The organism is Photobacterium sp. 2_MG-2023, assembly GCF_030547675.1.
Taxonomy (GTDB): Bacteria; Pseudomonadota; Gammaproteobacteria; order Enterobacterales; family Vibrionaceae; genus Photobacterium; species Photobacterium arenosum.
In genome coordinates, this window is sequence record NZ_JAUOQQ010000030.1 from 33,378 (window position 1) to 56,771 (window position 23,394).

22 protein-coding genes are annotated in these 23,394 nt (G+C 50.1%); 9 read left to right on the forward strand and 13 right to left on the reverse strand.

Annotated elements, in window-relative coordinates; genetic code table 11:
* Positions 1-121 precede the first annotated feature (121 nt).
* Positions 122-1,651: a M28 family metallopeptidase gene (locus tag Q4491_RS19230; protein ID WP_192016549.1), complete on the reverse strand. Its 1,530-nt coding sequence runs from the start codon at positions 1,649-1,651 to the stop codon at positions 122-124.
* An 861-nt stretch (positions 1,652-2,512) separates the two neighbouring features.
* Here Q4491_RS19230 and Q4491_RS19235 point away from each other — a divergent pair.
* A complete protein-coding gene (locus tag Q4491_RS19235; RefSeq protein WP_303459993.1) occupies positions 2,513-3,610 on the forward strand; it encodes a hypothetical protein in 1,098 nt (365 codons plus the stop codon).
* A gap of 331 nt (positions 3,611-3,941) precedes the next feature.
* On the opposite strand, the gene Q4491_RS19240 is transcribed toward Q4491_RS19235, so the two are convergent.
* The 10 genes from Q4491_RS19240 to Q4491_RS19285 form a co-directional block, all read right to left on the reverse strand.
* Positions 3,942-4,898, reverse strand: a complete 957-nt coding sequence (locus Q4491_RS19240) for a transposase (protein WP_303459996.1) — start codon at positions 4,896-4,898, stop codon at positions 3,942-3,944.
* Positions 4,899-5,296: 398 nt separating this feature from the next.
* Positions 5,297-6,178, reverse strand: a complete 882-nt coding sequence (gene lafA, locus Q4491_RS19245; protein ID WP_192016552.1) for a lateral flagellin LafA — start codon at positions 6,176-6,178, stop codon at positions 5,297-5,299.
* Between the two features lie 545 nt (positions 6,179-6,723).
* Complete coding sequence (locus Q4491_RS19250) at positions 6,724-7,530, reverse strand: hypothetical protein (RefSeq protein WP_218384756.1); 807 nt, start codon at positions 7,528-7,530, stop codon at positions 6,724-6,726.
* Positions 7,523-9,616, reverse strand: coding sequence for a flagellar biosynthesis protein FlhA (gene flhA / locus Q4491_RS19255; protein WP_218384754.1), 2,094 nt, complete (start codon positions 9,614-9,616; stop codon positions 7,523-7,525). The genes Q4491_RS19250 and flhA overlap by 8 nt, the downstream gene beginning before the upstream one ends.
* Before the next feature lie 21 nt (positions 9,617-9,637).
* Complete coding sequence (gene flhB, locus Q4491_RS19260) at positions 9,638-10,765, reverse strand: flagellar biosynthesis protein FlhB (protein WP_192016555.1); 1,128 nt, start codon at positions 10,763-10,765, stop codon at positions 9,638-9,640.
* A complete protein-coding gene (fliR, locus tag Q4491_RS19265) occupies positions 10,762-11,541 on the reverse strand; it encodes a flagellar biosynthetic protein FliR (RefSeq protein ID WP_192016556.1) in 780 nt (259 codons plus the stop codon). Before fliR ends, flhB begins: the two co-directional genes overlap by 4 nt.
* The gene (gene fliQ / locus Q4491_RS19270) at positions 11,541-11,810 is read right to left on the reverse strand and encodes a flagellar biosynthesis protein FliQ (RefSeq protein ID WP_027252354.1); all 270 of its coding nucleotides are present in this window, start codon (positions 11,808-11,810) and stop codon (positions 11,541-11,543) included. The genes fliR and fliQ overlap by 1 nt, the downstream gene beginning before the upstream one ends.
* A 9-nt stretch (positions 11,811-11,819) precedes the next feature.
* Positions 11,820-12,596, reverse strand: coding sequence for a flagellar type III secretion system pore protein FliP (fliP, locus tag Q4491_RS19275; RefSeq protein ID WP_051288165.1), 777 nt, complete (start codon positions 12,594-12,596; stop codon positions 11,820-11,822).
* Positions 12,597-12,598: 2 nt separating this feature from the next.
* The gene (gene fliN / locus Q4491_RS19280) at positions 12,599-12,997 is read right to left on the reverse strand and encodes a flagellar motor switch protein FliN (protein ID WP_027252352.1); all 399 of its coding nucleotides are present in this window, start codon (positions 12,995-12,997) and stop codon (positions 12,599-12,601) included.
* A 29-nt stretch (positions 12,998-13,026) separates the two neighbouring features.
* Positions 13,027-13,842, reverse strand: coding sequence for a FliM/FliN family flagellar motor switch protein (locus Q4491_RS19285; protein WP_192016557.1), 816 nt, complete (start codon positions 13,840-13,842; stop codon positions 13,027-13,029).
* Positions 13,843-14,359: 517 nt separating this feature from the next.
* Here Q4491_RS19285 and Q4491_RS19290 point away from each other — a divergent pair.
* Genes Q4491_RS19290 through fliJ form a run of 8 tightly spaced genes read left to right on the forward strand, consistent with a single transcriptional unit; the run spans position 14,360 to position 22,279 of the window.
* The gene (locus Q4491_RS19290; protein WP_192016558.1) at positions 14,360-15,244 is read left to right on the forward strand and encodes an OmpA family protein; all 885 of its coding nucleotides are present in this window, start codon (positions 14,360-14,362) and stop codon (positions 15,242-15,244) included.
* Positions 15,244-16,608, forward strand: coding sequence for a sigma-54 dependent transcriptional regulator (locus Q4491_RS19295; protein WP_303460008.1), 1,365 nt, complete (start codon positions 15,244-15,246; stop codon positions 16,606-16,608). Before Q4491_RS19290 ends, Q4491_RS19295 begins: the two co-directional genes overlap by 1 nt.
* A gap of 18 nt (positions 16,609-16,626) precedes the next feature.
* Positions 16,627-16,977 (forward strand): flagellar hook-basal body complex protein FliE, encoded by a 351-nt coding sequence (fliE, locus tag Q4491_RS19300; protein WP_192016560.1) that lies wholly within the window; start codon positions 16,627-16,629, stop codon positions 16,975-16,977.
* A gap of 3 nt (positions 16,978-16,980) precedes the next feature.
* A complete protein-coding gene (gene fliF / locus Q4491_RS19305; RefSeq protein WP_192016561.1) occupies positions 16,981-18,690 on the forward strand; it encodes a flagellar basal-body MS-ring/collar protein FliF in 1,710 nt (569 codons plus the stop codon).
* The gene (locus Q4491_RS19310) at positions 18,668-19,696 is read left to right on the forward strand and encodes a flagellar motor switch protein FliG (protein WP_303460013.1); all 1,029 of its coding nucleotides are present in this window, start codon (positions 18,668-18,670) and stop codon (positions 19,694-19,696) included. Before fliF ends, Q4491_RS19310 begins: the two co-directional genes overlap by 23 nt.
* Positions 19,697-19,699: 3 nt before the next feature.
* The gene (fliH, locus tag Q4491_RS19315; protein ID WP_303460016.1) at positions 19,700-20,497 is read left to right on the forward strand and encodes a flagellar assembly protein FliH; all 798 of its coding nucleotides are present in this window, start codon (positions 19,700-19,702) and stop codon (positions 20,495-20,497) included.
* Complete coding sequence (gene fliI / locus Q4491_RS19320) at positions 20,490-21,827, forward strand: flagellar protein export ATPase FliI (protein WP_303460018.1); 1,338 nt, start codon at positions 20,490-20,492, stop codon at positions 21,825-21,827. The genes fliH and fliI overlap by 8 nt, the downstream gene beginning before the upstream one ends.
* Before the next feature lie 17 nt (positions 21,828-21,844).
* The gene (fliJ, locus tag Q4491_RS19325; RefSeq protein WP_218384747.1) at positions 21,845-22,279 is read left to right on the forward strand and encodes a flagellar export protein FliJ; all 435 of its coding nucleotides are present in this window, start codon (positions 21,845-21,847) and stop codon (positions 22,277-22,279) included.
* An 81-nt stretch (positions 22,280-22,360) separates the two neighbouring features.
* Here the strand turns inward: fliJ and Q4491_RS19330 are convergent, their stop codons facing one another.
* The gene (locus Q4491_RS19330; RefSeq protein ID WP_368393618.1) at positions 22,361-23,035 is read right to left on the reverse strand and encodes a LysE family translocator; all 675 of its coding nucleotides are present in this window, start codon (positions 23,033-23,035) and stop codon (positions 22,361-22,363) included.
* A gap of 137 nt (positions 23,036-23,172) precedes the next feature.
* Positions 23,173-23,394, reverse strand: a 222-nt coding sequence (locus Q4491_RS19335; RefSeq protein ID WP_303460021.1) for a hypothetical protein, incomplete at its 5' end; no start/stop codon positions are given.

Here is a 23,394-nt window from a genome sequence, read left to right on the forward strand (position 1 = left end):
GAAATCAGGGACAGGGGGGAGAGCTAACGATAAAGAACCGGAAACCCGGGGTTTCCGGTAACCTTGGTGGGATAAAATATCAGGGGGAAACATCCCCCTGTTGCTGGTGAGTCAGCGCAGACTACTGCGTTGACGCCTTAAGTGTCACCCCAGAAAACTGGCGATAGCCATCCAGCATGATGGAGTAAGTGCCCGGTGTGGCCCCGGCAAAGGTACAGACTTCGTTATTTCCGTTCCGGTATGGACGGCAATCCCAGTTTTGCTTGCTGGCCTCCGAGCCAAATGACACATAGAGATCAACATCCCCCGAACCACCGGATGTGCTGATCTGCAGTGTTTTCTGAGCGGGCAGCTCGAAGCTATACCGAATCTGACTGCCGGTTGCACCGGACAATCCGTTAACCGGTACGCCATCTTTGAGCTCGTTACCTGTCGGCGGCGGTGGGGTTCCGCCTGTAGCATTGGCCATTTCAATGGCGTAGGCGAGACCCAGCTTAGTGAACTTCACCGCATGTGAACCTGTGGGATCTGAGTTCTGCAGCGTGTCGTTCGGTGTGTGGATCATAGGGTTGTAGTCGTTGAATTTTGCTTCAAAGGGCATAGCTGCAGAATAACCGGCTTTATGCCATGAAGCGTGATCTGAACAGGCATAGCCGCAGGTGTCGAACCCGTAGGTTAAGCTTGGCAGATATTCATCAACCAATTGGCTCAGGAAAGTGGTCAGATTGCTGTCTGTGTAATCAGTAATAAACACAATATCTTCAACCGAGCCTTTGTAGTTGGTCATGTCCAGCTGCAGAGCAGAGATAACCTTTTTGCCTTCCGCTTTATATTGGTTGGCCAGATCCTGTGAGCCACGTAATCCCACTTCTTCCGCAGCATAAGCCATAACGGCAATACTACGTTTAGGCTGGAAATTGTTTTCCGACAGCACGCGAATAATTTCCGTTACGCTGGCGATGCCGGATGCATCGTCATCGGCGCCGGGCGCAATACTCTGCTCATTGGTGTGCGAGCCGATGGTGGAGTCCAGGTGACCGCCCAGTACGATCCATTCATCCGGCTTTTCTGATCCTGTTATTGTGAATACGACAGATTTCTGGTTGTAACCAAAGTGCGAAACTTGCTTAACGCTGGCATTGGGCAATGAAGCACTCAGCGAACGCCATTCACTGGCCAGCCAGTCAGATGCTTGCGCACCTGAAGTGGTGGTATAAAAACGGTTGATGAAGCTGGTCAGTGAACTGATTGTGCCGGTAATGGCTTGTGAACTTACCTGAGGCAACCAGGCATTGACTGTGTCTTGCTGGCTGATGTCAGGAATCTGAAAAACCGCGAGTGACTGCGGTATATTGCTGGCGGCAATGGCACTTTCTGCAGAGGAATGGACCATGTATCCGCCGCAGCGCTGATGGTCCTCATGCATGTGGTGCGATAACTCAGCCAACTGGCTGTAATCCACTTGTCCTACCCACACCGGCCCGCTGCTGGCCAAGGACTCTGGCAATATAGCTTGTGCTTTGTGCTGCATGACAGATTTCACTGTCTGGCTGGCATCCGACCCGATGGATATCCAGACTTTGTCCTCAGCATATGCCTGACTGCAGACAGCTGAAATGAGTAAAGCCAATAACGTTGTTGTGTTTTTCATATTCTCCTCCCTGGAGATTTTTGTTAAACCAACAAAACTTAGGCCAGTTTGGATGGAAAGCGAAAGTATCCTTTTTCATCAATGCGTAACGCAGGGTTGTCACAAAACTATCAATAAAGTGTTCGGCGCTGAGGGAGAATGAAATATTCATGATGAACTGCTTAGTTACGGCGTTTCATTAACGTTATGCGCAGAAATTTCGGGTAGATATGGAGAAAAATATTGTTGAGATTGATTGATATTAGATTTCAATTTTGCGAGCTATGCGGAAAAGCACAATGCTGTTGAGTGCAACCTCCTCTCGGACAGTTGTGACTGAAAAGGGACTTAAATGGACAGTCACCTTTAGAGCCATATCACGGTAATTTGCGGACTTAATAGGACAGTCACCTTTAGAACCATATCAAGGTAATTTTTTGTTTTTAAACACCTATCAACATGTCTGAGGTGATGTAATAAATTTGAGTCCGATTGTTTTGAACTGTTAGTTTTTGCGGGAATGTTGGAGATGTCTGCACATTGCACCTGATGCAACCTGCACATGAACCGTCGTTCTGGTATCACTGAAATTGAACTGATGCCGAGTTGAGTTTACGCGTTTGCGGCGAAATGCGATCTGCCATAGAGTTTGTGAAGTAGATTGAATTGCAATTATACGCATACTGCGTTTAGGCTTTATTGTAATTTTTTGTTTGTCAGGCATACCAGGCATGCAAAAAAGCACTTGTTTTATTCCTCTATGGTATTCACTCGGAAGATTTAACCCTGCTATATAGCTTTCAACTCAAAGTACGTATCGCGGGTGTTCTTTGTCTTTCAGGTAAATGCTCAGGCATCGTTTCGGTGAAACGGAGGCTGGGCATGACAATCACGTTTAAGGAGAGTTACGTGGAGCAATACGCTTACTCAGTTCAATTTAATAAGATCGAATGTATTTCAAAGACCAACGAAGGTTCAGCACACGATGAAGTGTACTTTGAAGTACGGACCTATTCGAATCCGTCAAATCCTGATGAGTTCGAGCGAAAATACTATTACCACGACAGCCCACTGGAAATGAATCCATCCAATGAGGACGGTCATCGGAATGTTGATATTGTGGTTCCGGCCAGTGGCTTGCACAAGATTGAATTCCAGCTCTGGGAGCGGGATAAATCAGATATGAGCAAAGGAAAGGACGATGACCTCGGCACGATGACGATTACGCGTGACACAGCGAAAGTCACGACGTCCGACATTTGCAATGAAATTGATCAGCCCTCACATGATAAATACGGCAAGTACAATATCTATTGGCGGGTGATGAACAAACCTCTGCCAAGTCTGCGCGTGCTTGGGATTTACTGTGAAAAACAATCCTGTGGCTGTAATAAAGAAGTGATTGATACCGTTGCTGATTATACCTCTCAGGCGGAAGCTGCGGCAGCTGAAGTGTTAGGTGAAATCAAAACGCCAAAGGCACAGCTGATGTCTGATGCCTTTAATGCTGCCTCTTACGTGATCAAGTTTGAGGCGGCGTTGATCGAATGGCTTGCGAAAATCATTGAAGGCGATGATGACGTGTATATCCAGCATCTTGACGATGTGCAAAGCGATCCAACGGGTGGTGCCTTCTGGCCGGAGTCGGGGTCGAATATCAAAATGACGGACGAAGACCAGTTCGCTTTTGTTGAAAGCGAATCCTATTACTATCGATTCCCGCTGGACCGTGGGCCAGTCACAATCAAAATCCGTGACAGAGACCCAATCAAGAAAGACATCGATCTGGGAGCACTGACGATCGACGAGAGTCAGTATAATACGTTGAAGGATTTGGGGGCTCAGGTGGTTGTCCTTTCCGGGATGGGAGATACGAAGGCAGGAGAGCAGGGCGCGATTTACTATCTTTGTTACAGTGTGGGAGAAGAAGATTACGCGAAAGCGCCGACACCTGAAGCACAGGGATACGCGACGGCCTAATTCCTCAATCACCCGAAAAGAAATAAAAAGAGCGCTTCAAGCGCTCTTTTTTTCATGAAAATCGGGCGGGCTTAAAGGGGCTTAAAGGGACAGTCACTTTCGGGGTTACAAGGACAGTCACTATGGGCCTTTTGGGTCATCGGCCTGAAAAAGGTAGTGCGCTTTGTGTTGATTTCACCGAATTGCTGTTAAAAGCATCTTAATAATATTGATTTACAGTTGTTGATATCAACAGCGGCTCTTTTGTCTCTGGTCTGATTTTCAGGAGAGTGTAGCGTACATATGACATTCAATGTGTTGTGTGCAGAGAGTTCAGTGTAGCGGGTCAGGATTATGGAATTTGTAAAGCGGTTCGCCGTTGCCTGTTAAACTTGGGTAATGCTGTTTGAATTGCAGCTGCAGAACCAATGAGTGTGCATTTTTTTATATTTGTACAAACATCCAGCCACGAATCAGCCTTGATACCAAGTCGCTCAAGGATAGGAAGCTGAGCTGATTGTATATGTCCGGACTTATCTCCTCTGACTTGTTGTCCTGTCCAATCAACCAGCTCAAGATAATCTGCCAGGCTAAATGGCAGTCCTTCCGGCATATCGTTTCGCAGATTACCGGCGAAGGGAAAAAGAGATGGGGCCGTTATCTGATCTTTCCGATGTGATTCTATGCGTGCTTTCACTGAAGTGAAGCTGGAGGCTTCTGGTGTGTCTGCGATTCCGGCTCGTATGGGGTTTAGATCAACGTATGCCATTGCAGCAGCCAGGGCTTTTTCATCCAGCAATGCCTGGCTTTTGAAACGTCCTTCCCAAAAGTGGCCGGTGCAGTTATCTTCACGATTAGCTTCGCTTGCTATGTATTGATTCAGCAGGCGCATGAACCAGCTGATGGAACAGAGTCTTTCCCGCCAGGTCTGGATGATGGCCAAGCAAGCATTTTGCTCGATCTCAGATAAGTTTTCGCTTTTTAAGAACCGTTGAATCAGCATGGGAGCACGATGTAAGGTGAGCCAGCGATCAATGACTTCGTGATTTGATAAGCGATAGGCCTGATCTTTGTTGATATGCAGAACGACATGGTAATGATTGCTCATGATGGCGTAAGCACAAACATCAACACAGAATACACTGGTAATCCGTTTCAACCGTTTTTCAACCCAGCCCCGCCGGTGTTCATAGCTGGTTTGGGTAAGTTCGTCATATCCGCACAGAAATGAACGCCGAACACAGCGGGAAACACAATGGTAATAGGGCGTTGCTTCTACACTAATGAGTTGGCTACGTGCTGTTGTCATTGGTAATGATTGATTGATACTGGATGAATTTACAGTATATGTGTTTGAGCGCAGACGAAAGGGAGAAGTTCAGAATTTCGGGCCAGGTATGAAAATCATGAAATTGATGAAGTTGTATTTTTCTTAATGTGCCTGTCCTTGTAGGAATGATGTGTAGGAGAATGACTGATAGGCTGGCTGCGTGCTGCTGTTTCGTAATATGTCTGTCCTGATAAAAATGGAGTTACTGGTTAACATGCCTGTCCTGATAGGAGGCTCACGTGTCTGTCCATATAGGAGGGGAAAGCGTCAGCATCATTCAAGGTGGGACATTCAGGGGGAGACGAAAAAAAGCCCCGAAAATCGGGGCTTTGAACATTGGAGTGACTTTGACTAGGTATCTGAGACTAATCAGTTGATTAGCGCAGCAGAGACATTGCCATGCCAGACAGCTGGTTAGTTTGAGACAGTACAGAAGTACCGGCTTGCATCAGCATCTGGTTCTTAGTCATGTTAGAGGTTTCAACAGCGAAATCAGCATCCATGATACGGCCTTTCGCAGCAGAGGTGTTCTCAACCATGTTGCCCAGGTTAGTGATGGTGTGTTCCAGGCGGTTGATGTTCGCACCCAGAGCAGCACGTGCGCCACCGATGGTGTCCAGAGAAGTCTGGATAGTGTCCATTGCAGTCTGTGCAGCAGTTTGGTTAGCCGCTACAGTTGCGCCTGTGTCACCGAAGGTACCCAGAGAAGCGATAGTACCACCTGCTTCCAGCATAGTTACTGCTGCGCCAACTTTACCATCGATAGAAGTAGCGAAGTCCAGAGTTTCAGCAGAAGAACCACCGATTTGCAGTACGATACCGCCGCCTTTCACGCCCGCTGCGTCAAACACAGTTTCGCCAGCGTACTTAGTGTTGGCCATTACGCTGCCCAGCTCGCTGGTCAGCTCAGTGAATTCTGCGTACAGAGCTTCCTGATCGTTGACTGAGTTAGTACCGTTCGCTGCCTGAGTAGCCAGGTCGTTCATGCGGTACAGGATGTTGCTTGCTTCGTCCAGTGCACCTTCAGTCGTTTGCATCATAGAGATGCCGTCCTGAGAGTTGCGCATTGCAACAGACATGCCGCGAGTTTGAGATTCCAGGCGGCTTGCGATTTGCAGACCAGCCGCATCGTCAGCAGCAGAGTTGATACGGTAGCCAGTCGCCAGACGCTCCATGGCCGTGTTCAGCATGTTGCCTGTGCCGTTCAGGGTGTTTTGCGTAACCAGAGATGCGTAGTTGGTGTGCATTGATAGAGCCATGAAAATTCTCCTAAGTATTGCTTCTTTATATTGGTTTATATCGGCACACAAATCAGTTTGTTGTTCTGTGTGGCCGTTATTCCTACTCGCTAATATGAGGCGGAAGAGGCTCTGAGAACATTAATCAGAAAAGTGAAAAAAAATGATTTCATCTTGATGTTTAGCGGTTTTTTATCTGGGTTTTATGAGATAAATTTATTAAAAATCAGTAACTTGATTTTTATATGGAATGCTAAAATAAATTTTGAAAAATTTGCTAAATTCACAGTTTCCAGTTGTAAAAGCCATGGTATGAGGTTTCAATTTTATTAAACCGGGCAATGAAATAATCAGCCAAGGTGCTGGTTAGAGTAAATGGTCTATACCTGAATGAGTGAAGGATTAGGTAAAGACAGAAAAGAGCCAGGTAAATAGGTAGCAAAGAGTTGTGATCGAGATTCAATATTTGGCGGGCAACAACAAAAAGCAAGACGCCAGCTGAAGTGCTGGCGTTGTAAATTCTGGCGTTATAAATACTAGCGTTATAAATAACAGTGTTGAGGGGGCTATTTAACGAGTTTAAATTTTCTCGGTGCGGAGAAGGAGGTGGGTATATCGCTGATGTACCCGAAATAATAACCCGCACCCAGACGGCGGAAGCGGATCAGATCGTATTGAGTGGCCACGCGTCCGGCGACAAACTCGACATGGCACTGTTTCAAAAAGCGGATGACCGGCAGTAAGCCTTGCTTGAAACTGGTGTCTTCATTGAATTGGGCAATCTTGATGGCTGCGGGTGGATGCGTTTCCAGCAGAGGGAGATAGGCGGTTGGCAGCCTGATATCCACCCAAAACGCCGGGCAGGTGTCATGTAACCAGCCCAGCAGTTTACCTAACTGCCCGGTATCTGAATCGGATTGAAAAAGCTGGAGGCAGGGCACGACGTCCTGCATCGCCTGGCTATGGTGTTCAAACAGGGAAGATAAAAAATGCTGGCCGGGTTCCCATTTCAGCAAGGTTTCCACCTGCAGGGGCACAACTAACGGATTAATCAGGCTGGCATGAATGGTTTCTTGCTGAAATTTAATGTGCCTGACAGCCAGCAGCAGCCCGAACAAATCCAGCGCATAACGCATCTCTTCAGACAGGTCGAAACGGTAGACACTCTGCTCGTTATTGCTGCCGAACCGTAAAGTGAGGTGCTGGAATGTGACCTCGTTGGTTTCTGTGTGTCTTATCGGCTGACAGACATGACGTATATCATTGTGCTGCATGGCCTCAAGCAGAATGTGATCATCCGGAGTCTGGGCTGCCTGAATCAGCAGCCCGCGTGCATGCTCGCCTAACGCGGCATCGGTAAACAACTTAGCCAAGGTTTCCTACCACATTGATTTGCTTGTGTTCTGGAATCTCATTATATGACAAGACAGCCAGACCTTGTGCAAAAGTACGCGCATAACGTGACAGAAGTGGCCGAAGTTGTGGCATCACCAGCAGAACCGGAGGCAGGTTTTGCTGCTTAAGCTGCTGTTTGACTAATGGCAGGTTTTGCTGGAATTGCTGAAGGATATTGGGCTCAACCGGGAAACTGTCCAGCATGGCCTGGCCGTTTGACTGTGCCTGCTGCAAAGATGTCAGCAAAATCTGCTCCAGATCATCAGACAAGGTGTACACGTTCAGATCTTTGCGGTCACCGTTAATCAGGTTGACTAAAGTGCGGCGTAAACTACAACGCACATCGGCGGCCAGCAAAATAGGATCTTTGGTATTTTCTGCACTGTCGAGCATGGTGTTGGCTATGGTGCGTATGTCTTTGACCGGCACCTGATCCTGCAGTAAGTGACGGAACACCTTGAGTTGCTGAGCCGGTGTCATGACATTGCCCAGTGCCTCGGCCAGTTTCGGTGCCTGCAGCGACAAGCGGTGGATCATGTTGTCGACATCATCGTGGGTGAACAAATCGGCCAGGTTGTTTTTCATTACCTTACTCAGGTGCGTAGCGATGACGGTAGCGTCATCAATGACCTGATAACCCATATTCAGTGCCTTGGCTTTGTCGCCGGGCTCAATCCAGACGGCCGGTAACTGATAGGCCGGGTCAGTACCCAGTATACCGTCAATGTCACCGTAAGTTTCACCCACAGCAATGGCCATCAGGCGATCCGGTTCAATTTCACCTTGTTCAACTATCTCACCCTGTACGGCGATGGTGTATTGGTTTGGCCGCAGGCTGAGGTTGTCCTGAATACTGACTTCAGGCAGCAGATAACCCACTTGCTCGGACAGTGTTTTACGAATCCCCCGGATCCGCTGCGACAGCGGCGCGCCCTGATCTTTATTGACCAGATGGACCAGACGGAAACCCAGGTGCAGCGAGAGGCTCTGAACATGCGGAATATCATCCCAGGCCAGCACTTGATCGCTTTCACGGCGCATGGCGTAGCCAAGTTGTTCAACCTGTTCCAGTTGATCGTCATGGGTGGGTGATTTGAGTTGTCGCCAGCCCGAATAGGCCAGTACGGCAGCGAATGCGTAAAATGCCAGATGCGGCATACCCGGTACACTGCCGACAATCGCCATAATCGCGGCGGCAGTGAACAAAGTGGTTGGGGAAGCGAGCAGCTGATTGCGCATCGACTCAGCCATGTCATCATCGCTGTCATTGATACGCGTTACGATAATCGCCGCTGAGGTGGCCAGCAGCAGGGACGGGATCTGTGCAACCAGACCGTCACCGATAGTCAGTAAGGCAAAGGTTTTGAATGCTTCTGCGCCCGTCATATCGTATTCGAACACGCCAATACTGATACCACCAATAATATTGATGAACAGAATCAGCAGGCCGGCGATGGCATCACCACGGACGAATTTTGACGCACCGTCCATCGAGCCGTAGAAATCGGCTTCATTGGCGACTTCTTTCCGGCGCAGCTTGGCACGTTCCTGATCGATCAAACCGGCATTCAAATCGGCATCAATGGCCATTTGTTTACCCGGCAAGGCGTCGAGGGTAAATCGGGCAGCGACTTCTGAAATACGCTCGCCACCTTTGGTGATGACCACGAAGTTGATGATCATCAGAATGACAAAGACCACCATACCGACGACATAGTTACCGCCGATCACCACTTCACCAAATGCCTGGATCACTTTACCGGCCGCATCGCCGCCATTGTGACCTTCAAGTAACACTACCCGTGTGGACGCTACGTTCAGCGTCAGACGCAGCAGCGTAGCCACCAGCAAGATGGTCGGGAAGATAGAAAAATCCAGTGGTCGTTTTGCCGTGGTACTGACCAGCAGTACCATGATTGCCAGCACTATGTTGAAGGTGAACATGGCGTCCAGCAGCATAGGAGGCAGGGGCAGCATGACCATGGCCAGTATCATGAGCAGCGCAGCAGGAATACTGATATAGCTGCGCTTTAAATGGTTAAATTTAGGTAGCCTGTTTAACATGGGTTTGATCTCTCTCCTGCCTTAATACTGTAAGTGGCGTGGAATCGCAAAAGTCGGTAATGCCTGTGGTTTGCCGCCTTTCCCGGTACGGAAAGCTTTGAGCTGCATGACATAAGTCAGAATGTGCGCCACGGCGATATACAGCTGGTTCGGCACGGCCTGTTCCAACTGAGTGGTATGATAAATAGCACGCGTAAGTGGCGGGGAATTCAGTATTTCCACATTGTTTTCGCGGGCGATACGCTGAATATGTAGGGCCATTTCATCCACCCCTTTGGCAACCACGAAAGGGGCGTCGTACATAGTCGGATCGTATTTAATGGCGACCGCATAGTGGGTTGGGTTAGTGATCACTACATCTGCCTGAGGCACGGTTTTTTCCACTTTACGCCGCGCAAACTGTTGCTGAATCTGGCGGATACGCTGTTTCACTTCCGGCCGGCCTTCGTTGTTTTTGTATTCTTCCTTGGTTTCCTGCTTGGTCATTTTCAGCTGCTTTAAGTGCTCCCAGCGCTGGTAGGGCACATCAAGCAAGCCAAAAATGATCAGCGCAACGCCCATCAGCAGCACACCGTGAAAAAGGATACTCATGACGGCGACGACGCCCTGGCGCAAGGGCAGGTTCTGCATCGCCATCAGCTCAGCCAGATGAGAATCCAGATAGGTATATAGCAGCAAGAAGATAACGGTCACCTTGAGGGTCGATTTCAGCAGTTCAACCAGTGAGCGTGTCGAGAACATACGTTTGATGCCGGCAATCGGACTGATCTTCGACAGTTTTGGCAGCACACCGGCAGGGTAGAACAGCCAGCCGCCCAGCATCAGACTTCCCGCGATAGCCGCTAACAGTATGACCGCAAACAGTGGCAGCAGCAGTTCTATCAAAATAGCCAGGCTTTGCCCCATATGTTCAATACCTTGCCAGGGTGACTGCAGATCTTCGCGGGTCAGTTGCATGTTGAACCGGAACACACCGCTGAGCGCATCCCAGATGGCCTCAAGCTGGACCGAGAAGAAATACACCACAACGATAAAAATCACTGCGGCGGTGAGATCTTTGGCCCGTGGGATTTGCCCCTGCTCTCTGGCTTTACGGATTTTCTGGGGCGTAGCTTTTTCTGTTTTGTCCTGCGTACTCTGGTCACTCATAGGCCGTTTCCTGCGACATAATAGGTCAGCTCCTGCAAGGTGGTATGCACGAACTGGGTATAGCGGCTGGGTACACCGCTGATAGCAATGAGAATACTGAACAGGCCTAAAAGCATGGTCATTGGAAAGCCTAATGCGTACACGTTCAGGCTGGGCGCGGCCCGGTTCATGACACCGAAGCTGATGTTGGCGAGCAGCATGGAAACGATGGCGGGTAAGGCCAGCGCCAGTGCTGAGGCGAACATCCAGCCAACCATGGACAGAATCTGGTGCAGCGTTGCTTCACTGATACCAGCGCCGACTGGCCAGATATGGAAGCTCTGGACCAGAATATCAATCACGATCAGATGGCCGTCCAGTGCCAGAAAAAGCAAGGTGCTGAACATCAGGAACAGGCGGCCGAGCAGGGCGACAGACATGCCGTTCACCGGGTCATTCATGATCGCCATACTCAGGCCCATCTGCATAGAGACAATCTGCCCGAGCATGGTCATGGTGTTGAATAAAAGGTGAATGATAAATCCGAAGAACACTCCCCAGATCGCTTGCTCGAAGGCGAGCACCAGTGCTTTAAGGGAAAGGGGATCCACAGCTGGCATCGCTGGCATCAGTGGCGCAATCAGAATGCTGATCGACAAGGCGAAAAGCAGCCTTATCCAAATCGGAATGGCGCCGTCGCCAAAAAAGGGCATAGCCACGAGCGCCGCCCCGAGGCGGAAAAAGGGCCACCAGACTTGCCCCAGCCAGGCTGTGATTTGCGCAAAGGTCAGATCCATCAGCCAATCATTCCCGGAATGTTATGGAACAGATAGGTGAACAGGTCGACGAGCTTTCGGATCATCCAGTGGCCGGCGAAAATCACCATCAGCAGGGTTACCAATAAGCGCGGAAGAAAGCTCAGGGTCTGTTCATTAATCTGCGTTGCCGCCTGAAACACGGCAATCAGCAGCCCGACAAGCAGCCCAGGAATGACCAGTACCGTCACAATGGTAATGATCATCCACACGGCATCTGAAAACAGGGTAACAGCGAGTTCCGGTGTCATGTTGTTCTCCTACCCGAAACTGGCTGCGAGTGTGCCAACCGTCATTGCCCAACCATCCGCCAGCACGAATATAACCAGCTTGAACGGCAAAGAAATGATCAGAGGTGACAGCATCATCATACCCATCGCCATCAAGACGCTGGCAACCACCAGGTCGATAATCAGGAAGGGAATAAACAACATGAAACCAATCTGGAATGCCGTTTTCAGTTCACTGATCACGAAAGCGGGTAACACGACGGCAAACGACAGATCTTCAGCGTTCTGATTGATGGGCTCGTTGGCAATGTGCAGCATTTGTTCCAGAGAACTTTGCTGGGTTTGCTTGAGCATGAAATCTTTGACGGGTTTTTCTGCCACTGCAAAGGCATCCATCAAGGTCATCTGGCCTGCGTCATACGGCTTGAAAGCGTGCTCGTAGACGTCTGTCCACACAGGGCGCATGATGAGCAAGGTTAACGCCAGCGCTATGCCGACCAGAACCCGGTTAGGCGGACTCTGCTGCAGGCCGAGCGCCTGACGCAAAATGGCCAGCACTATGATAATCCGGGTAAAGCTGGTGGCCATCAGCAGGAAGGCGGGCAAAAAGCTCAGCGCCGTCATTAAGAGCAGCACCTGCAGCTTAACGCTGTATTCCTGATTGGCGGCACCATCAGACACTGTCATCAGTGTCAGGCCGCCACTTTCAGCCGCAAATACCGGGTGTGAAGACAGAAGAAATACGAGAAAACCGGTGATACATAGCCCGCCTGTGCGGGCTATTCGGTGACAGGTACTGCGGAGCATCATCAGGATTCCACGGAGTTAAGCGGCGAATCCACGATGTCGATCAGGCGCAGACCATATTTATCATTGACCACAACAACCTCGGCATGGCCCATCAGCGATCCATTGACTTTGACATCCAGTGGTTCGCCGTTGAGCTTATCCAGCTCAATCACGCTGCCTTCACCGGCTTTCATCAGTTCACCCAGCGAGACTTCGGTACTGGACACTTCCAGCGTGACAGTGACGGGGATTTTTTTGAAGAAATTGATATCGCGTGAAGGCACGTCGTCATAGGGAATAAAGGGCGAAGCAGCTGAATCCTGCTCGGTTTCAATATCATCATCCAGCTGGTCCAAATTCAGATCGTCAAAGTTCAGATCGTCTTCGCTGAATGCGTTTACGTCTGTCATCTCATTCAAATCAGTCATGTTTCAATCCTGTAATAGTATTATTTATCTTTAAGAATCAGGACGAGCTGGCCGTCTTTGTCGGCCACGCATCCGTTAAATAAATGTTCCTGTCCGATACGCACCGGCACATTGGTGAGGAGATCAATGTTCAGTACATCGTCAGGACGCAGCTTGAGCACATCATCCAGCGGCATTTTTTTCTGGCAAAGCGTGGCATGAAGCTGAACCGGCGTATTCTCCAGCGCGAGCCTGAAATCATCGCTCAGGTGATGGTTGGTCTGGAACGCCATATCATCCATCAGTACCTGAAGCATGTTTTCATCGAAGTACAGGCGGAACGCCGCCACTTTTTTACGGTAGCTCACAGTGAAAGTGGCGAGTAAGCCGACACCGTAAGTCATGCCATCATCGGTCAGTTGCCACGCCTTCTCATCGGCAACCAGTGAACAAATACGCTGCAGTAATCGCTGTTGAAGACGCAGGTCACTGGCTGTCAGCGTCGAATTCGCGTAACCGGCATCGCTGCGATCGATATCGGCGTTGTAAAATTTATCCGACAGCGCCAGTAACAACTGGGTATCCAGTTGCGCTTCAATCAGCCCTCCGGCTTGATGCCGAATGACAGAGGCATTGTTGCTTTGATCCGTGGCATCCCGGTTGGAGAGTTGAATGTCAGCCAGCTTAATGGTCAGATTTTTGTCTTTCACCCAGCGTTGTAAATCCTGGGTAATTGACGAATCTGCCTGCGAAAAGATTTTCTGCAACTCTTCCCGGATGACATGGATTGGGCGCCCTAAATGTTCAACGTTCAGTGTGGGGAAATGTTGAGCATTGTTTAACTCAATTTTTTTCATATTGGCATATCCGTCAGAACTCATATGCAACTTATTAACTGTTGCGGATTTAATTTACTTCTATTTTGGTAAAACCACTATTAGTTTCGCTAAGTCTAGCCTGAGCTATTTCCTGTGTTTTAGTTATTGATTTTGAATTTGTGATGTTAGTCCACATGTTGATTATATCTTCATTTATAGGGTTTTCTTATATATGAATTGATGAGACTTTTATGGCCGCCTTTGAAATACCCTGTGTTTTGTTAGGTTTTGCTTGCCACAAGTAGCTGTTTTTGAAGCCATATCAAAAAAATCATTCTGACGGATAGAATGTCGGTACGGTGTCAAATTAGTGTCAGAGTGGCGTCAAATATAAATTGAATCAAGATCACCTTTATTTTATTAAAGTGATTTTGAGCAAGAAACAAATATATAGAAACAACAAACCAATTTGGCTGTTTAATATTTTGTGGCTAAGTTGGATATTATGATTAAAAAATGAATTTTGGTTTTTTTCCAAAATCTGAGAAGGGTAAAAATGTTAATTTCATTTCTCAAGAAATACACATTCTTATTTATTGCTCTTGCGGCAGGTTCGGTTGAAGCAAAGCTTGTTTCAACACCGATGGATCTTGTCGAGTGGAAATACCAAGGCGACAAATTTCACTGTTCATTAAATCAGCAGGTGGATAATTTCGGTCAGGTGAGCTTTATCGCGAATGCCGGGGAAAATCTGACGCTGAAAGTGAAGCCTATGCGACCTGTGGTTCAGTTTCAATCTGCAGGTCTGTATCTGCAGGATGGTCCTTGGGTGGCGACACCTAAGCAGACATCTCTGAGCCCGGGTAAGCAAGTCAGTCCGACTGAAGTGTCGTTCACTCATGCAGTTGATGCATTGCTTGACGGTATGACAGCTGGCCAGTGGGCGCGGGTTGGGATGCTCTATCAGAACAACAATACCCCGGTCGATTTGCTGCTATCGAGCGTTAATATGGCACCGGCACTGGCTGATTTTACTCTCTGTCGTTCCCGCCTGCCGGCCATGTCGTACAAACAGGCTCGTGACCTGGTGTTTCAGTTTGATTTGGGACAACGCACAGTTTCCACTGAGCAAAAAGCAACGCTGTCAAATCTGGCTGAATACATTCGTCTTGATACGTCAGTCAATCAGGTGTTGATTGATGGTCACTCAGATAATGTGGGCTCAAGGCTGGGCAATGTGCAGGTGTCTAAAGTCCGTGCCGATGATGTGGCCAGTTTTCTCCGGGAAGCCGGCGTAAAAGACAGCTTGATTCAAATCAGGGCACATGGTTCCCGCTATCCGATCGCCCATAACGAAACGGCGAAAGGGAAAGCGTTAAATCGTCGGGTAACAGTGCGTGTTATGCGTGCTGGCAACAATGATGAAAGCAGGGTTCAGTAATGATTACGAAGACAATTCAGTTCATTGAACCGGACAGGCAGCAGGCTCAGCAAGTGATTCAGGTGCTGGAGCAGGCGGGCTATCAGGTGGATTATCTGACATCCGGCAAAGCCGGCTTGCAGTCACGCCAGGCGGCGATCACTCTGGTCAGCTCCTCGCTGCCGGATATGTCACTGACCGAATGGGTTCGCTACAGCCAGACAGTGGCGGACACACAGCAGCGCCGGATTGCCATTGCGATTGTCGATCAGCACGAAGGCTTGCTGGCGGCGGAAGCGATGAAAGCCGGTGCGACGGATTATTTGTTAAAACCGTTCGAACCCAGCCAGCTGTTAAGCCTGATTGCCCGGGTTGAAGCGCTGCAAAAGCCCATGTCTGACATAGTGGCGCAATCCTGGCGCAGTAAGCAGATTTTGCAATTGGCCCACCGTGCGGCCTGTACGCATGCCAGTGTGCTGATCACCGGCGAATCAGGAACAGGCAAAGAAGTGCTGGCGCGCTATGTTCATCAGCAGTCACCACGCTGCAAGATGCCGTTTGTCGCGGTGAACTGTGCTGCTATCCCGGAATCCATGCTTGAAGCTGTCTTATTCGGCCATGTAAAAGGGGCCTTTACCGGGGCAACCGGCAGCCAGAGCGGTAAGTTCGAAGAAGCAAACGGCGGCACCATTTTGCTGGATGAAATTGCCGAAATGTCGCCGGCGCTGCAAGCCAAGTTATTACGTGTGCTGCAAGAGCGCGAAGTCGAGCGTGTGGGCAGCCATAAAACCATCAAGCTCGATATCCGGGTGATAGCCGCCACCAATAAAGATCTTCGTGTCGCGGTACAGGAAGGGGTGTTCCGGGAAGATCTTTATTACCGCCTGGATGTGTTACCTCTGCACTGGCCACCGCTTCGCGAGCGTCCTGAGGATATTCTTCCGCTGGCCGATTATTTCATCGGTAAGTATCAGCAAGGCAGTGCCTGCCAGTTATCCGCGGATGCCCAGCAGATGATGATGCAGTACCACTGGCCGGGCAACATCCGCGAGCTGGAAAACATTATCCAGCGCGCATTGGTAATGAGACACGGCGATTTCGTGACCTCCCAGGATCTCATGCTGCCGGTAGACAGCAGCAAAATTCAGGCGATTAAACCTGAATATATGCCTGCAGCGACGGGCAGCGCAGGAACAGAACAGGGCCATATTGGTGCGAAGAAACAGGCCGAATATCAGTATGTGCTGGACGTGCTTAAACAGCATGAGGGTAACAGAACACTCACGGCAAAAGCACTGGGTGTGACGACAAGAGCTTTACGTTACAAATTGGCGGCAATGCGTGAGCAAGGCATTGATATTTCACAAATTGGCTCAGCAGCCTAACGATCAGGAGACACAAGTATGCTTGCGACGAATTTGACGCAGACGACCACCGCCCAGCAATTAATGCTGGATAAAATGCAGCTCATGCAAGCTCAGGCTGAGCAGAACATTGCTGTGAAAGCCAATCCATTAGACCAACAGGTTAAACCACTTGCTTTTTCTTCTGCCATGACACAAGTGCTTGACCTGGTAAACGGCCATCAGGCCGCTGCAAGTGCGAAGATGACGGCGGTTGAAACCGGGAAAAGTGATGATCTGGTTGGCGCGATGATTGCCAGCCAGAAGGCCAGTTTGTCTTTTTCTGCCTTGATGCAGGTAAGAAACAAGGTGGTCGGTGCGTTTGAAGATGTAATGAAGATGCCGGTGTAAATTATGACCATGATTACTCAAGCAGCGGCAGCGGAACTGACTGCTGCCAACCGTTCTGATCATTCTCTGCTGGATCGGGCTAAACGCGCCTGGTACAGCAGCCAGCGTAATCTTGTTTTGTCTGCTGCGCTGGCGGCTGTGGTTGCCGCTATCATAGTGGTTGCACTCTGGACGTCGACACAAAGCTATCGCCCGCTTTACAGCCAGCAGGAGCGCTTTGATACCAGCGAGATTATCTCTGTACTGGAAGCGGAAGGCATTCCATACCGCTTACAGGAAACCAATGGTCAGGTGCTGGTAGAAGACGGCCGAGTTGCTGAGGTCCGTATGTTACTGGCCGCCAAAGGGGTGAAAGCCAAACTGCCGACCGGTCTGGAAACACTTCAGACTGATTCTGCTTTGGGTACCAGCCAGTTTATGGAAACGGCACGTTACCGTCATGGTCTGGAAGGGGAACTGGCCCGTACCATTATTTCACTTAATGTCGTCAATAACGCCCGTGTGCACCTGGCGATTCCACGCCAGACTCTGTTTGTGCGCCAGAACACGGAGAAGACCACGGCCTCTGTCATGGTGGAGCTTAAGCCGGGTGAAGATCTCAAACCTGAACAGGTGGAAGCGATTGTGAATCTGGTGTCGGGCAGTGTCACCGGCATGACGGCTGAACACGTTTCAGTGGTGGATCAGTTCGGTCGTTTACTGAGCGCCGATATCGGCTCGGAAACGTCCGGCCGAATGAATACCAAATATCTGGAGTATCAAAAGAATCTGGAGAAGCAGGTCATTCAGCGTGCTTCTGACATGCTGACTCCGGTTCTCGGCCCGAGCAACTTCCGGGTGCAGGTGGCGGCCGATCTGGATTTCAGCCGCATTGAAGAAACCCGTGAAATGGTGGATGACAATCCGGTTGTCCGTTCAGAACACAGCATTGAGAACAACTCAACCGATAAAATTGCCTTAGGGGTGCCGGGTTCACTGAGCAATCAGCCACCAACGGTTGAAGAAGAAGGTGAAGGTGAGGCACCGAAGAACACCAGTGAGCGCTCTGAAGTGAATCGTCAGTTTGCATTAGGCAGCAGTGTCAGGCATACCCAGTACCAGCAGGGGCAAATTAAGAAACTGAATGTGTCTGTGTTGCTGAACAATGCTGTTGCGCCGGACGGTGCCGTCTGGGATGAGGCACAGAAAGCCGAAATCAGCCAGATGATCTCTGAAGCGGTCGGCCTGAATGCCGAGCGTGGCGACAGCCTGAGCCTGATGAGCTTCAACTTTACCCCGGTCAACATTGAACCTGTTGCCCCTATGCCGTGGTGGCAGGATACAGCATTACAGCAGCCGTTGCGTTACATCATTGGCGGCTTGCTGGGACTGGCGATGATCTTCTTTGTTCTGCGTCCTCTGATTCGTCACCTGACCGGTGTGGACAAAGCACGCCAGGAAATGGACATTGCCACTTTGCCAGACAACATTCTGAGCAAAGAGCTCGATGAGCAGGCGCAGGAGAATGAACTCAATCGACGTCTGTCCGACAGAGGCCTGAGCAATACCACCAACGGACTGGATGCAGATGCTGAGATGATGTTGCCGCCTTCAGGTTCGCCTTTGCACATCCAACTGAAACATCTGACATTAATTGCCAGCGAAGAACCGCAGCGCGTTGCTGAAGTCCTCAAACAATGGGTAAATGGAAATGAGCACAACCGAGACAACTAATCCGGCAGACATGCAAACCTTAAGCAGCGTGGATAAAACAGCGCTGGTTTTGCTGGGCATGGGAGAGGATGCAGCCGCTCAGGTTCTGCGTTATTTCTCCCGCGATGAAGTACAACGCGTCACCCGATCCATGGCGAAACTCACTGGCATCAAAAGTGAGAACGCCAAAGTCGTGATTCAGCGGTTTTTCGATGATTTTCGCGACCACAGTGGTATTCGCGGCGCGTCGAAAGATTATCTGTCGAACACACTGTCGAAAGCCCTGGGCAATGATCTTGCCAAAGGTGTACTGAACAGTATTTATGGCGATGAGCTGCGAAATAACATGCAGCGCCTGCAGTGGGTTGATACTGACGTTATTGCAAAATTTATCAGTCAGGAACACCCGCAGATGCAGGCGATTTTCCTGGCTTATCTGCCGCCGGAAACCTCGTCTCAGGTGCTGGCGAAACTGCCGTCAGAGCAGCATGATGAACTGATTTACCGCGTCGCCCGTCTGAGTGAAATCGACCATGAGATCGCCAAAGATCTGCATCTGTTGATCGATCGCTGTATCCAGCAGGTTTCGGGCGGTCAGGGCGCATCGGTGCTGGGTGCCAAGCAGGCTGCCGACATTATTAACCGCTTTGAGGGTGATCGTGCTCAGCTGATGGAAATGCTGAAACTGCATGACGAAAAAGTGGTCAGCGAAATCGAAGAAAATATGTTCGACTTCGTTATCCTTTCCCGTCAGCGTGAAGCAACGATGGATCGCCTGATCCAGGAAGTTCCGCTCGACTTGTGGGCAACCGCGCTGAAAGGGGCAGAGCTCAAGCTGCAAGTGGCAATCAAACAGTCCATGCCACAGCGTATGGCCAACTCGCTGGATGATGAAATGGCCATGCGTGGTGCGATGCCATTATCCCGGGTTGAGAAAGCCCGCCAGGATATTATGCAAGTGGTTCGTGAACTGGCCGATGCCGGTGAGATCGAACTGAGCCTGTATCAGGAACAAACAGTGGAGTAAGTGATGCGTTCAGTAAAAGTGATGCAGCTGAATCCTGGTGAATACCGCTCACACCGCTTTCCGCCCATGGTGAAGCCTGTTGTACAGCACGAAAGTGGTGCACAGGATGCAGACAATTATGTTGCCCAGGCGGAGTTCAATACCAAGGAACACCAGGCAGCTTTGCAAAAACAGCTGGAAGAAGGGTTTCAGCAAGGCTTGCAGCGGGGCCATGAAGAAGGCCTGCGTCAGGGTGTTGAGCAGGGTCGCCAGCAAGGCTTTACCTTAGGTCAGCAAGACGGTTTTCAGCAGGGATACAGCAAAGGCGAAAGCCAGGGCCGCGAAAAATATGAATCTGCCATTGCGCCGGTACAGGCACTGCAGGCGCATATTCAGCAATGGCAGGATGAGCGGGAACATGCTCAGCGCGAGCAGATTTGTTCCCTGGTGCAGAAAGTTGCCCAGCAGGTTATTCGTGCAGAGCTGACACTGATGCCGCAGCAAATTCTGGCGCTGGTGGAAGAAACCTTAGACAGCATGCCGGGTAACAGCGACAAGGTGGTGATCAATCTTAATCCGCAGGATCTTGAGCGTATTACCAATCTCAGTCCAACCCTGCACCCGAGCTGGAAACTGGTCGCGAACAAAGAAATGCCTGTCGGCGGTGTTCAGCTGGTAACGGATCAAGCAGAAGCCGATGCCAGCAGTGATGCCAGACTGGAAGCCTGTATGGAAACGCTGCGCGAGCACTTACTGGAGAATCCAGCGGCTGAAGCTAGTCATATCGCAGCAGCAGAAACGGCGGAGAGTATCAGTGAGTGACGGTGCATTTCATGATCGTTTGAATGATGCTATCGCCTCCATGTCATCCATTCCGATTGCCCGGGTCACCGGGCGGTTGGTCAAAGTCAACGGCCTGATGCTTCAGGCCGTTGGCTGTAAGTTCAGACTGGAACAGCGCTGTCTGGTTGAAACGGATGATGGTGAAGCCATTGAAGCCCAGGTGGTGGGCTTTGACCGCGACGTGGCGTATTTGATGCCCGTGAGGCAGTTAGGCGGGCTGTACGCCGGAGCGAGAGTCGTCCCGCTGGACGGCGACAGTACAGTCGCGCTCGGTGATCACTGGCTTGGCAGGGTCGTTAACGGTCTTGGCGAGCCATTTGACGATCTTGGCCCGCTAAAAGGCGGAGAGAAAGTGTCGCTGAACCCTTCACCGATCAATCCGTTAAAGCGTCGCCTGGTCGATACACCGCTGGATGTGGGTATACGTGCAATCAACGGATTACTGACCCTGGGCAAAGGCCAGCGGATCGGACTCATGGCAGGCAGTGGCGTGGGTAAGAGTGTCCTGATGGGCATGATCACCAAAAACACCAAAGCCGATATTGTTGTCGTGGGTCTGATTGGTGAGCGAGGCCGGGAGGTCAGGGAATTCATACAGCGCAATCTCGGTGCAGAGGGTATGAAGCGTGCTGTGGTGATAGCGGCGCCGGCCGATGAATCCCCTTTAATGCGCCTGCGTGCCACTAAACTGTGTCACCGCGTAGCGGAATATTATCGCGATAAAGGCAAAGATGTCCTGCTGCTGATGGACTCTTTAACACGTTACGCCATGGCGCAGCGTGAAATTGCCTTGTCCCTGGGTGAGCCGCCTGCTTCTCGTGGTTATCCGCCTTCAGTGTTCAGCCAGTTGCCTCAGTTGCTTGAGCGTGCCGGTAACGGTGAGCACCCGGATGGCAGCCTGACGGCAATTTACACCGTACTGGCGGATGGCGATGATCAGCAGGATCCTGTGGTGGACTCTGCCCGTGCCATTCTTGATGGTCATGTGGTGTTATCCCGTACGCTGGCAGAGCAGGGGCATTATCCGGCAATCGATATTAATGCCTCTATCAGCCGTTGTATGAGCAGCTGTACCGAAAATTCTCATGTCACAGTGGCCAACCGTTTCAGGCAGCTCAATGCTAACTACTTGCAAGTCAAAGAGCTGTTGCCTTTAGGCGGGTATCAGCCCGGACAAGACGCCGAACTGGATCTGTCTGTCCAGGTGTTTCCGCAACTCAAAGATTTTCTGGTTCAGCAGGTTGATGAAGTGACTGACTACCAACAGTCGCTGGTTCGGCTTGCTGAGTTGTTTACGCAAACGCAGTAAGGTTAGGAGACGGTGTGATGAAGGGCAGACTGAAAGCTGTGAGTCAGCTTCAGCAGATTGCTGAGCAGCAGCGTGATCGTCACGGACAGCACTTTGCACGTCAGCAAGATCAGGTCGGCTTTTTTGCCCAGCAACTACAGGCGCTGGCCGGGCTGAAATCGGGCTGTCAGCAAGAAGGAAGCGCCGGGTTGAACGCATTGGCGCTGCAGAACACCACTCAGGTCAATACTATGCTCAGCCGCCTGATTTCCCATCAGCAGCACGAAATGGCGCTGATGCACGCAGAAAGTCAGCGCACGAAAAAGGCGCTGGAGCAAAGTCAGGTAAAGGTAAAAGGCTTGGAAACCGTGATGGAGCGCTGGCAAGCTAAGCAACGTTATGAGCAGGCCAGAAAAGATCAAAAGCTCATTGAAGATTTGATCAATGCCAGATACAAACGTCCATCCATATAACAAGCGCCCGCGGGCGCTTTTCTTTGTCACCCCTAAACCACCGCCTATGGCGTTGGTGATTGTTTTTGAAGTGAAAAACTCTCAGGCTGCTTCTTTATAGAATGCTAACCCCGACGCCATCGCGACCAGCACGGTAGCACAGGTCTTGTTGAGCGATTTCAGGCGACTGACCGATAAATACTTTGCTGCCTGAAAACCTGCCGTTGCGTAAACCAGCATCACAGCGACATCAATCACGATGGTAGCCACCGCGAAGAGCACGTATTGCATGAAAACCGGCGCTGTTAAATCCAGAAACTGAGGCAGAAAGGCGCCGAAGAACAGGAGCCCCTTTGGATTTGACAGGGCTGCGAACAGGCTGCGCCGGAACGCTGCTGCTGGGCTGTGCACTTGTGTGCTTTTGAGTTTGTCTGCTGTTAATGCGCCGGCTGAAGGTGTACTGCGCCACAACTGGTATGCCAGCCACAGCAGGTAAGCCACGCCACAATATTTGACGGTCAGAAAGAGGGTTTCAGAAGCCGCCATTAATGCCCCCAGTCCCAGCCCGGCAGCACTGATCAAAATTGCGTCAGAGATAGCAGCCCCTAAAATACCATAAAGTACAATTTTCTTATTTTTACTCACACCGTTCGATAGAGATAACAGCATGGTCGGCCCCGGAATGACGGTCACGGTAAATGAAGCGATGCAATATAGAAGTAATGTACTGACCATGGTGGAAGAATACTCCAAGTGAATTTGAATCATTTGATACATTGTCAGGCATCATATTGACTCCAATACATAATAATTCAAATGCATAGTGTATAGATGCATAATGGCTTAACGCGACAACGATGATATCCCTACTATGAACGCAAATCAAACTAGCCAACTAGTTCGTTAGTTTTCAGTTAGATGAGGCTCACAACTTTGATTCTGTTTTCACACCTGTTGGCAGGCGTGAGCCTATGCTGCGGAACGTGAAAAACCAGTGCTGTTTTCCAATATAAACAGATTGAATTCAGAGCAGAAAAGCGCACTTGGGCGCTTTTCTGCTTTTCGGGTGAGGCATTGTGGTGCGTGTTATGGTGTGCCTGTAAATGGGGTGGATTCAAGCCAGACATGCTCATCCA

Bases quoted from the DNA above. Each gene is read 5' to 3' on its own strand.
- Q4491_RS19230 (WP_192016549.1), bottom strand. From the start codon at position 1,651: ATGAAAAACACAACAACGTTATTGGCTTTACTCATTTCAGCTGTCTGC.
- Q4491_RS19235 (WP_303459993.1), top strand. From the start codon at position 2,513: ATGACAATCACGTTTAAGGAGAGTTACGTGGAGCAATACGCTTACTCA.
- Q4491_RS19240 (WP_303459996.1), bottom strand. From the start codon at position 4,898: ATGACAACAGCACGTAGCCAACTCATTAGTGTAGAAGCAACGCCCTAT.
- lafA (WP_192016552.1), bottom strand. From the start codon at position 6,178: ATGGCTCTATCAATGCACACCAACTACGCATCTCTGGTTACGCAAAAC.
- flhA (WP_218384754.1), bottom strand. From the start codon at position 9,616: ATGTTAAACAGGCTACCTAAATTTAACCATTTAAAGCGCAGCTATATC.
- flhB (WP_192016555.1), bottom strand. From the start codon at position 10,765: ATGAGTGACCAGAGTACGCAGGACAAAACAGAAAAAGCTACGCCCCAG.
- fliR (WP_192016556.1), bottom strand. From the start codon at position 11,541: ATGGATCTGACCTTTGCGCAAATCACAGCCTGGCTGGGGCAAGTCTGG.
- fliQ (WP_027252354.1), bottom strand. From the start codon at position 11,810: ATGACACCGGAACTCGCTGTTACCCTGTTTTCAGATGCCGTGTGGATG.
- fliP (WP_051288165.1), bottom strand. From the start codon at position 12,596: ATGCTCCGCAGTACCTGTCACCGAATAGCCCGCACAGGCGGGCTATGT.
- Q4491_RS19285 (WP_192016557.1), bottom strand. From the start codon at position 13,842: ATGAAAAAAATTGAGTTAAACAATGCTCAACATTTCCCCACACTGAAC.
- Q4491_RS19290 (WP_192016558.1), top strand. From the start codon at position 14,360: ATGTTAATTTCATTTCTCAAGAAATACACATTCTTATTTATTGCTCTT.
- Q4491_RS19295 (WP_303460008.1), top strand. From the start codon at position 15,244: ATGATTACGAAGACAATTCAGTTCATTGAACCGGACAGGCAGCAGGCT.
- fliE (WP_192016560.1), top strand. From the start codon at position 16,627: ATGCTTGCGACGAATTTGACGCAGACGACCACCGCCCAGCAATTAATG.
- fliF (WP_192016561.1), top strand. From the start codon at position 16,981: ATGACCATGATTACTCAAGCAGCGGCAGCGGAACTGACTGCTGCCAAC.
- Q4491_RS19310 (WP_303460013.1), top strand. From the start codon at position 18,668: ATGAGCACAACCGAGACAACTAATCCGGCAGACATGCAAACCTTAAGC.
- fliH (WP_303460016.1), top strand. From the start codon at position 19,700: ATGCGTTCAGTAAAAGTGATGCAGCTGAATCCTGGTGAATACCGCTCA.
- fliJ (WP_218384747.1), top strand. From the start codon at position 21,845: ATGAAGGGCAGACTGAAAGCTGTGAGTCAGCTTCAGCAGATTGCTGAG.
- Q4491_RS19330 (WP_368393618.1), bottom strand. From the start codon at position 23,035: ATGTATCAAATGATTCAAATTCACTTGGAGTATTCTTCCACCATGGTC.